We start from the raw sequence: 8,452 nt of genomic DNA on the forward strand, positions 1-8,452 counted from the left end.
CGGGATCCTGAGCCCTCGCGGTGGCGTTCAGACGATGTGCTGGGACTGCTCATCTTTGCTGTTTCCGTAACGCAGCGGTCCTCCTATCACATATTGGGATAGTTGGGACCCGAGCCACCCTGTGGTTGCGTCCAGACGATGTTCTGGGGCTGCGCATCCTTGGTGTCGCCGCTGATCTGCATGGCCAGTCCCATCACATATTGGGATAGTTGGGGCCCGAACCTCCCTGCGGTGGCGTCCAGACGATGTTCTGGGGCTGCGCATCCTTGGTGTCGCCGTAGCGCTGCAGACCTTCCATCACATATTGGGATAGTTGGGGCCTGAACCTCCCTGCGGCGGCGTCCAGATGATGTTCTGGCTGGGATCCTTGATGTCGCAGGTCTTGCAGTGAATGCAGTTGGCCGCGTTGATCTGCAAGCGCGGCTGGTTCTCGCTTTCCACTATCTCGAACACCCCGGCCGGACAGTAGCGCTGGGCGGGCTCTGCCCAGGTGGGCAGGTTGACCGCCACCGGGATACTCGCGTCCTGCAATTTGAGGTGGCAAGGCTGATCCTCATCGTGACTGGTGTTGGCGAGATAAACAGAGGAGAGCTTGTCAAAGCTGAGCCTGCCGTCCGGCTTGGGATAATCGATGGGATCGCAGCGGCTGGCCATGCGCAGCTGACGGTAGTCCGGTTCCCGGTCCAGCAGGGTAAAAGAGCCCATCAGGGGTAAGGAGGAACCCCGCTGCTCCAGCCAGTTGAAGGCGCCACCAAGCAAGGGACCCCAGCGATGCAGGGCAGCGCCGAAGTTGCGGGCTGTCTTCAGCTCCTGCCCCAGCCAGCTCTGTTGCAACGCATCGCTGTACTCGGCCAGATCCCGGCCACCCTCATCGCCACCGCGCAGCGTCATGGCGACGGTTTTCGCCGCCAGCATGCCCGACTTCATGGCGGTGTGAATGCCCTTGATGCGGGAGAAGTCGAGTGTGCCGGCATCGCAGCCAATCAGCAGACCACCGGGAAAGTGCATGCGCGGCAGCGAGTGCCAGCCGCCCTTGGTGATGGCGCGGGCGCCGTAGCTGATGCGCTCGCCTCCCTGTAGGGTCTGCGCGATGAGGGGATGGTGCTTGAGGCGCTGGAACTCGTCGAACGGGCTGAGCCAGGGGTTGCTGTAGTTGAGATCGACGATGAGCCCGACCGCCACCTGATTGCCCTCCATATGATAGAGGTAGAAGCCGCCCTGGCTCTTGCTGGCTCGGCGCTCGACCAGCGGCCAGCCGCTGCCATGGAGCACCCGGCCCGGCTTGGCCTGATCCGCGGGCACCTGCCACAGCTCCTTGAAGCCGATGGCATAATGTTGCGGCTGGGCGCTGTTTTCCAGATTGAACTCGGCGATCAGCTGCTTGCCCAGATGGCCGCGAGCCCCTTCGGCAAACAGGGTGTAGCGGCCATAGAGTACCATGCCGGGCACGTGATCCGCCTTGGGATTGCCGGCTCTGTCCAGCCCGAGATCGCCGGTGATCACACCCCGCACCCGCCCCGCTTCCATGATGAGCTCGCTTGCGGTAAAACCCGGGTATATTTCGACTCCCAGCTGCTCGGCCTGCTGACCGAGCCAGCGGCAGAGGTTGCCCAGGCTGAGGATATGACTGCCATCGTTGTGCATGCGCGGCGGCACGGCCCAGTGGGGCAGTTGCAGGGCGCGGCTATCGTTTTGCAACAAATGAACCCGATCATCGTTGACGGGAATGCCAAGGGGCGCCTGCTGCCAGCGGTCCGGCAACAGCTCCTTGAGGGCTATGGGGTCGAACAGGGCGCCGGAGAGCAGATGGGCGCCAATTTCCGCTCCCTTCTCCAGCAGACAGACCGAGAGATCGGCATTGTGCTGCTTCAGGGCGATGGCGGCACTGAGCCCTGCCGGGCCGCCACCGACGATGACGACATCAAATTCCATTGCTTCGCGTTCCATCTTGCCTCTGCGCTTGACTTGGCCTAGGGTAGTGCTGGTAGTTTACGTAAACGTAAAGCAATTGTAAGCAAAAAAATGCGAGGGCTCGTCAATGGATTCACTCAACCGAAGCGAGGGATGCGCGTCATGAAGCTGCTGGTCGCGATCAAGCGGGTACTGGATTACAACGTCAAGATCCGGGTCAAGAGCGATGGCTCCGACGTGGAGCTCGCCAATGTGAAGATGGGGATCAACCCGTTTTGTGAAATTGCGGTGGAGGAGGGGGTGAGGCTGCGTGAAGCCGGCATCGCGACCGAGCTGGTGGTGGTGACCTTCGGGCCTGAGGCGGCGGTCGAGCAGTTGCGCCATGCCCTGGCGCTGGGGGCGGATCGGGCCCGCCATTATGTGACCGATGAGACGCTCACTCCGCTTACCGTCGCGCGCGCCCTGCAACAGGTGTGCGAGCTGGAGCAGCCCGATCTGGTGCTGCTCGGCAAGCAGTCCATCGATTCTGACAACAACCAGGCGGGCCAGATGCTCGCAGCCCTCACCGACTGGCCGCTGGCCACTTTCGCCTCCGCCATCAAGCTGGTGGACGGCGAGCTGCAGGTGACCCGCGAGATAGACGGCGGCCTGGAGACCCTCGGCATGCCGCTGCCTGCCGTGGTGACTGTGGATCTGCGCCTGAACGACCCCCGCTTTGCCTCGCTCCCCAACATCATGAAAGCCAAGCGCAAGCCGCTTGAGAGTGCCCCCTTCGCGACCCTAGGCGTAGAACCCGCCGGCCATACCCGGCTGCTTGGGGTGATGGCGCCAGCCGTGCGCCGCGCCGGCGTCAGGGTCGGCTCGGTGGACGAGCTGCTGGACAAACTCAGGCACGAAGCCAAGGTACTGCCATGAGCGCACCTGTGATGGTGAAACATATTGGGTGCCTGCCCCAGGCTGGGATGAGGGCTTGCACGATGAAACGCGTTGCTAACGATAGGGTGTTGTCATGAGCGTACTGGTTATTGCTGAACATCATCAGGGCAGGCTTGCCGACAACGTGGCCCAGCTGGTCACGGCGGCGGGCCAGCTTGGCGGCGAGGTGCATCTCCTGCTGCTGGGTCAGGGGCTGACCGAGGCGGGCGAACAGGCCGCCAGCCTGCAAGGGGTGGACAGGGTGCTGCTAGCCGAGCATCCCATGCTGGCGGAAGGACTCAATGACGGCGTCGATCCTCTGCTCGCCCACATAGCACGCGACTATCAGCACTGCCTGATGGCGGCCAGCACCCAGGGCAAGGATCTGCTGCCGCGGGTCGCGGCCAGGCTCGGGGTCGAGATGCTCTCCGAGGTGACCGGCATAGAGAGCGGTGATACCTTCCTGCGGCCCATCTACGCGGGCAATGCCGTTGCCCGGATGGCGAGCAGTGCCCCCATCAAGGTGCTCACCATCAGGCCGACCGCCTTTGCCAAGGCCGAATTCGGGGCTGGGCAGGCGGCTGTCGAGCGGCTGCCGGTGGCCGATGTGGCCTGCCGCACCCGGCTGGTCGAGCGGCGTGCCGTGCGATCCGCCAGACCCGAGCTTGCGGCGGCGCGGGTGGTGGTCTCCGGCGGACGGGCGCTTGGCTCCAAGGCGCAGTTTGCCCTGATCGAGGCGCTGGCCGACAAGCTGGGCGGCGCGGTCGGGGCGTCGCGGGCGGCGGTGGATGCGGGTTATGTGGCCAACGATCTGCAGGTGGGCCAGACCGGCAAGGTGGTCGCCCCCGAGCTCTACATAGCTGTCGGCATCTCGGGTGCCATTCAGCATCTGGCGGGCATGAAGGAGTCGAAGGTGATCGTCGCCATCAACAAGGATGGTGAGGCCCCCATCTTTCAGGTAGCCGACTACGGGCTGGTGGGGGATCTCTTCACCCTGCTGCCCGAGCTCACCGCCAAGCTGTGAATTTGTTGAAAAGGGGCCTTGCCTGTCATTGATGCGGCCTGTCCCCCATTTCCATGCATGTTCCCTGCAAGCCCTGACCCGTTCAGGGCTTTTTTCATCATGGCCTGAGCCGGGCCGGGCGACAAAAGGTTGAGCCAGCTCCCAAAAAGCCTTTGATCCTGGGGCGGCTCTTGTGTAAAACCAGACAAGTCATCGATTACTCTCATCCACTCACGGAAAGCGTCATGAGCAAACAGATTTACAACTTCTGCGCCGGCCCCGCCATGTTGCCGGTTGAAGTCATGGAGCGCGCCCAGCGCGAATTTTGTAACTTCCAGGGGCTGGGAGCCTCGGTCATGGAGCTCTCCCACCGCGGCAAGCCCTACATGGCGGTCGCCGCCAAGGCGGAAGCCGATCTGCGCGAACTGCTGGCGGTGCCGGACAACTACAAGGTGCTCTTCATGCACGGTGGTGGTCGTGGCCAGTTTTCCGCCGTGCCCATGAACCTGCTCGGCGGTGCCAACAAGAAGGCCGATTATCTGCTGACCGGTGTCTGGGCCCAGAGCGCCGTGGATGAAGCCCACAAGTACGGTGACATCCAGACCTTCCCCGGGGTCGCCAAGAACGCGCAGGGGATCTCCCACCTGCTGCCGACCCCGGCGTTTCGTGCCGATGCGGCCTTTGTGCATTACTGCCCGAACGAAACCATAGACGGCATAGAGATGTTCGACATCCCGGCCACCGGCGATGTGCCCCTGGTGGCGGATTTGTCCTCCACCATCCTCTCCCGCCCCATCGACGTGAGCCGCTTCGGCATCATCTACGCCGGTGCCCAGAAGAACATAGGCCCGTCGGGCCTGGCCATCGCCATAGTGCGCGATGACCTGTTGAACCAGGCCCGCGCCGACGTGCCCTCGATTTTTGACTACCAGCTCACCGCCAAGAACGACTCCATGTTCAACACCCCGCCCACCTACGCCTGGTATCTGGCCGGTCTGGTGTTCGAGTGGCTCAAAGAACAGGGCGGGCTCGCCGCCATGGAGGCGCGCAACAAGGAGAAGGCCGATTTCCTCTACGGCTACCTCGACCAGTCGAGCTTCTATGGCAACAAGGTGGATGCCAGCTGCCGCTCCCGCATGAATATCCCGTTCCAGCTGAAAAATGCCGAGCTGGACGCGCTCTTCCTGGCCGAGTCGGAAGCCGCCGGTCTGCTGGCGCTCAAGGGGCACCGCATCGTCGGTGGCATGCGTGCCAGCCTCTACAACGCCATGCCGCTGGAAGGGGTCAAGGCCCTGGTGAGCTTTATGGATGGCTTTGCCAAGCGTCACGGCTGAGGCGTTTTTCCCCAATTGCCGACGCCGGGGACTCCCCGGCGTCTGTTTTTTCAGTGGATCCTGATCGGCCGCGAGTCTGGCCCGCTTTTGTGCCACGCGCGGTCTTGCCGAGCAAGGCGCGGGCTGCTAACGTCCGGTCAGGTGAATTATTTGAGACAGTACAGGAAGTTTATGAATTCGTTGCGTTTGGAACCTATTTCTCGTGTGGCCGGTGAGGTCAATCTGCCCGGCTCCAAGAGCGTGTCCAACCGGGCGCTGCTGCTGGCAGCCTTGGCCCGTGGCACCACCCGGCTCACCAACCTGCTCGACAGCGATGACATTCGTCACATGCTGGCGGCACTGACCCAGCTCGGGGTCAAGTACAAGCTCTCCGCCGACAAGACAGAGTGCACAGTGCACGGTCTGGGCCGCAGCTTCGCGGTGAAGGAGCCGGTCAATCTGTTCCTCGGCAACGCTGGTACCGCCATGCGCCCGCTGTGCGCCGCGCTGTGTCTGGGCTCAGGCGAATATACCCTGGGCGGCGAGCCACGCATGGAAGAGCGTCCCATCGGCCATCTGGTGGATGCCCTGCGCGAAGCGGGTGCCCATATCCAGTATCTGAAAAAAGACGGCTACCCGCCGCTGGTGGTGGATGCCAAGGGCTTGTGGGGCGGTGATGTGCACGTCGACGGCTCCGTCTCCAGCCAGTTCCTGACGGCGTTTTTGATGGCGGCGCCCATGGCGGCCGGCGACACCCGCATCCACATCAAGGGGGAGCTGGTCTCCAAGCCCTACATCGACATCACGCTGCACATCATGAAGCAGTTCGGGGTGGTGATAGAGCACGACAACTACAAGCTGTTCTACATCAAGGGCAACCAGAGCTATGTCAGCCCGGGCGACTTCCTGGTGGAAGGGGATGCCTCCAGCGCCTCCTATTTCCTCGCGGCCGGGGCCATCAAGGGCAAGGTGCGGGTGACCGGCATCGGCAAGCACAGCATCCAGGGCGACATCCACTTCGCCGACGTGCTGGAGAAGATGGGTGCGCGCATCACCTGGGGTGATGACTTCATCGAGGCCGAGCAGGCCCCGCTGCACGGCATCGACATGGACATGAACCATATTCCCGATGCGGCCATGACCATAGCGGTTGCGGCGCTGTTTGCCGAGGGGCCCACCTCCATTCGCAACATCTACAACTGGCGGGTGAAGGAGACGGATCGTCTGCACGCCATGGCCACCGAGCTGCGCAAGCTGGGTGTGGAGGTGGAGGAGGGGCACGACTTCATCACGGTAACGCCGCCGGCCCAGCTCAAGCATGCGGCCATCGACACCTACAACGATCACCGCATCGCCATGTGCTTCTCGCTGGTGGCGCTGTCGGATACTGCCGTCACCATCAATGATCCGGGTTGTACCTCCAAGACCTTCCCGGACTACTTCGACAAATTGGCCAGCGTCAGTCAGGCCGTTTGAGCCAGTTTCGATTGCTCCAAGGCCCGCCTCAGTGCGGGCCTTGTTTTTTCAGCCCGCCAACCATCCGCTAGCAGTATTATTACAACTTGCAAGACAGCATTGCTAAATTCATTTCCTGAAGATGTAATTTTCTATTTACACCGCTGCGCGTGCGGGCTAGATTGAAGTTTCTTTATCGCAGTCATCTAGCAGGAAGCCTTGTCATGAAGCATCAAACCGACGACGTTCGTATCAGTGAAATCAAAGAGTTATTACCCCCGGTTGCGGTGCTTGAGAAGTTTCCGGCCACCGAGACTGCATCAAGTACCGTCTTCGAATCCCGCCAGGCCATTCATCAGATCCTGGCCGGTGAAGATCAGCGCCTGCTGGTGGTGATCGGTCCCTGCTCCATCCACGACCCCGCCGCCGCACTGGAATATGGCAAGCGCCTCAAGACCTTGCGTGACGAGCTCAAGGGGCAGCTGGAAATCGTGATGCGGGTCTACTTCGAGAAGCCGCGCACCACGGTCGGCTGGAAGGGGCTGATCAACGACCCCCACCTCGACAATACCTGCCAGATCAACGACGGCCTGCGCATCGGTCGCAAGCTGCTGCTGGATCTCAACGACATGGGGCTGCCGACCGCCTCCGAGTTCCTCGACATGATCACCCCGCAATACGTGGCGGATCTGATGAGCTGGGGCGCCATCGGGGCCCGTACCACCGAATCCCAGGTGCACCGTGAGCTGGCCTCCGGTCTCTCCTGCCCGGTCGGCTTCAAGAACGGCACCGACGGCACCATCAAGGTGGCCATCGATGCCATCGGTGCCGCCAGCGCGCCGCACCACTTCCTGTCGGTCACCAAGTATGGCCACTCCGCCATCGTTGCCACCCGGGGCAACCCGGACTGTCACATCATACTGCGTGGCGGCCGCGAGCCGAACTACAGCGGCGCGCACGTTGACGAGGTGGTGAAGGGGCTGGACAAGGCCGGTCTGCCGCAGAAGGTGATGATAGATTTCAGTCACGCCAACAGCAGCAAGCAGTTCAAGAACCAGATGCTGGTGGCCGAGGACGTGGCCGGTCAGCTGCGCGCCGGCAGCCGGGCTGTGTTCGGCGTCATGGTGGAGAGCCACCTGGTGGAAGGGCGCCAGGATCTGGTGGACGGCTGCGAGCTCACCGTCGGTCAGAGCATCACGGATGCCTGCATCGGTTGGGCCGATACCGAAGTGCTGCTGCGCAATCTGGCCGATGCGGTGGCCACTCGCAACGCGGGCTGATCCTGATCTGTCCCGGCTGACTGCCTGCGGCAGCAGCAAGGCAATAAAAAGCGCGACCTCGGGTCGCGCTTTTTTGTTGGGGGCGTTGCGCCTTACCAGCGGTAGGTCTTGAGCAACTGCTCCAGCTTCTGGCACTGCTCCACCAGCTGGATGCTGGCGAGGTTGGCGGCGTGGGCCTGGCCCAGGGTATCGTTGGAGGTGTTGCGAATGTCGCTCACCGAGCTGTCCACCTCGCTGCAGACCCTGTCCTGCTCCTCGGCGGATTGTGCCATCTGGGCGTTGAGATCGTTGATGCTGGCGATGCGACCTATGATGTTCTGCATGGCGGCCAGGGTCGCCTCCGTCTTGTGGATGCTCTCGTCCGCCTTGGATTTTGCATCCCCGATCACCGCAACGGCGCTCTGGGCCTCTTTTTGCAGGGCGGCGATCATCTGGGAGATCTCCTCGCTGGCGGCGCGGCTGCGGTTGGATAGGGCACGTACCTCGTCGGCCACCACCGCAAACCCGCGACCCTGCTCGCCGGCACGGGCCGCCTCTATGGCGGCGTTGAGGGCCAGCAGGTTGGTCTGATCCGC

Annotated in this window: 7 protein-coding genes; 5 read left to right on the forward strand and 2 right to left on the reverse strand. The window is 62.6% G+C overall.

The annotated features are described in order from the left end of the window. Nucleotides 1–297: 297 nt before the first annotated feature. Nucleotides 298–1,947: an electron transfer flavoprotein-ubiquinone oxidoreductase gene (locus BN1118_RS08200; protein ID WP_043555457.1), complete on the reverse strand. Its 1,650-nt coding sequence runs from the start codon at nt 1,945–1,947 to the stop codon at nt 298–300. A 126-nt stretch (nt 1,948–2,073) separates the two neighbouring features. Between BN1118_RS08200 and BN1118_RS08205 the strand changes: the two genes are divergently transcribed. The 5 genes from BN1118_RS08205 (at nt 2,074) to aroG (ending at nt 7,877) form a co-directional block, all read left to right on the forward strand. After that, nucleotides 2,074–2,826 (forward strand): electron transfer flavoprotein subunit beta/FixA family protein, encoded by a 753-nt coding sequence (locus BN1118_RS08205; protein WP_043555459.1) that lies wholly within the window; start codon nt 2,074–2,076, stop codon nt 2,824–2,826. 94 nt (nt 2,827–2,920) lie between these two features. Further along, on the forward strand, nt 2,921–3,850 hold the full coding sequence (locus tag BN1118_RS08210; RefSeq protein ID WP_043137068.1) for an electron transfer flavoprotein subunit alpha/FixB family protein: 930 nt from the start codon (nt 2,921–2,923) through the stop codon (nt 3,848–3,850). A 224-nt stretch (nt 3,851–4,074) separates the two neighbouring features. Further along, the gene (serC, locus tag BN1118_RS08215; RefSeq protein ID WP_043555460.1) at nt 4,075–5,163 is read left to right on the forward strand and encodes a 3-phosphoserine/phosphohydroxythreonine transaminase; all 1,089 of its coding nucleotides are present in this window, start codon (nt 4,075–4,077) and stop codon (nt 5,161–5,163) included. A 171-nt stretch (nt 5,164–5,334) separates the two neighbouring features. Next, a complete protein-coding gene (gene aroA, locus BN1118_RS08220; RefSeq protein ID WP_043555461.1) occupies nt 5,335–6,618 on the forward strand; it encodes a 3-phosphoshikimate 1-carboxyvinyltransferase in 1,284 nt (427 codons plus the stop codon). 203 nt (nt 6,619–6,821) lie between these two features. Then, the gene (gene aroG / locus BN1118_RS08225; protein ID WP_043555462.1) at nt 6,822–7,877 is read left to right on the forward strand and encodes a 3-deoxy-7-phosphoheptulonate synthase AroG; all 1,056 of its coding nucleotides are present in this window, start codon (nt 6,822–6,824) and stop codon (nt 7,875–7,877) included. A gap of 92 nt (nt 7,878–7,969) precedes the next feature. Here the strand turns inward: aroG and BN1118_RS22245 are convergent. After that, nucleotides 7,970–8,452: methyl-accepting chemotaxis protein (locus BN1118_RS22245; protein ID WP_043555849.1), on the reverse strand; the 483-nt coding region annotated here is incomplete at its 5' end.

The organism is Aeromonas bestiarum, from assembly GCF_000819745.1.
GTDB classification, from domain to species: Bacteria; Pseudomonadota; Gammaproteobacteria; order Enterobacterales; family Aeromonadaceae; genus Aeromonas; species Aeromonas bestiarum.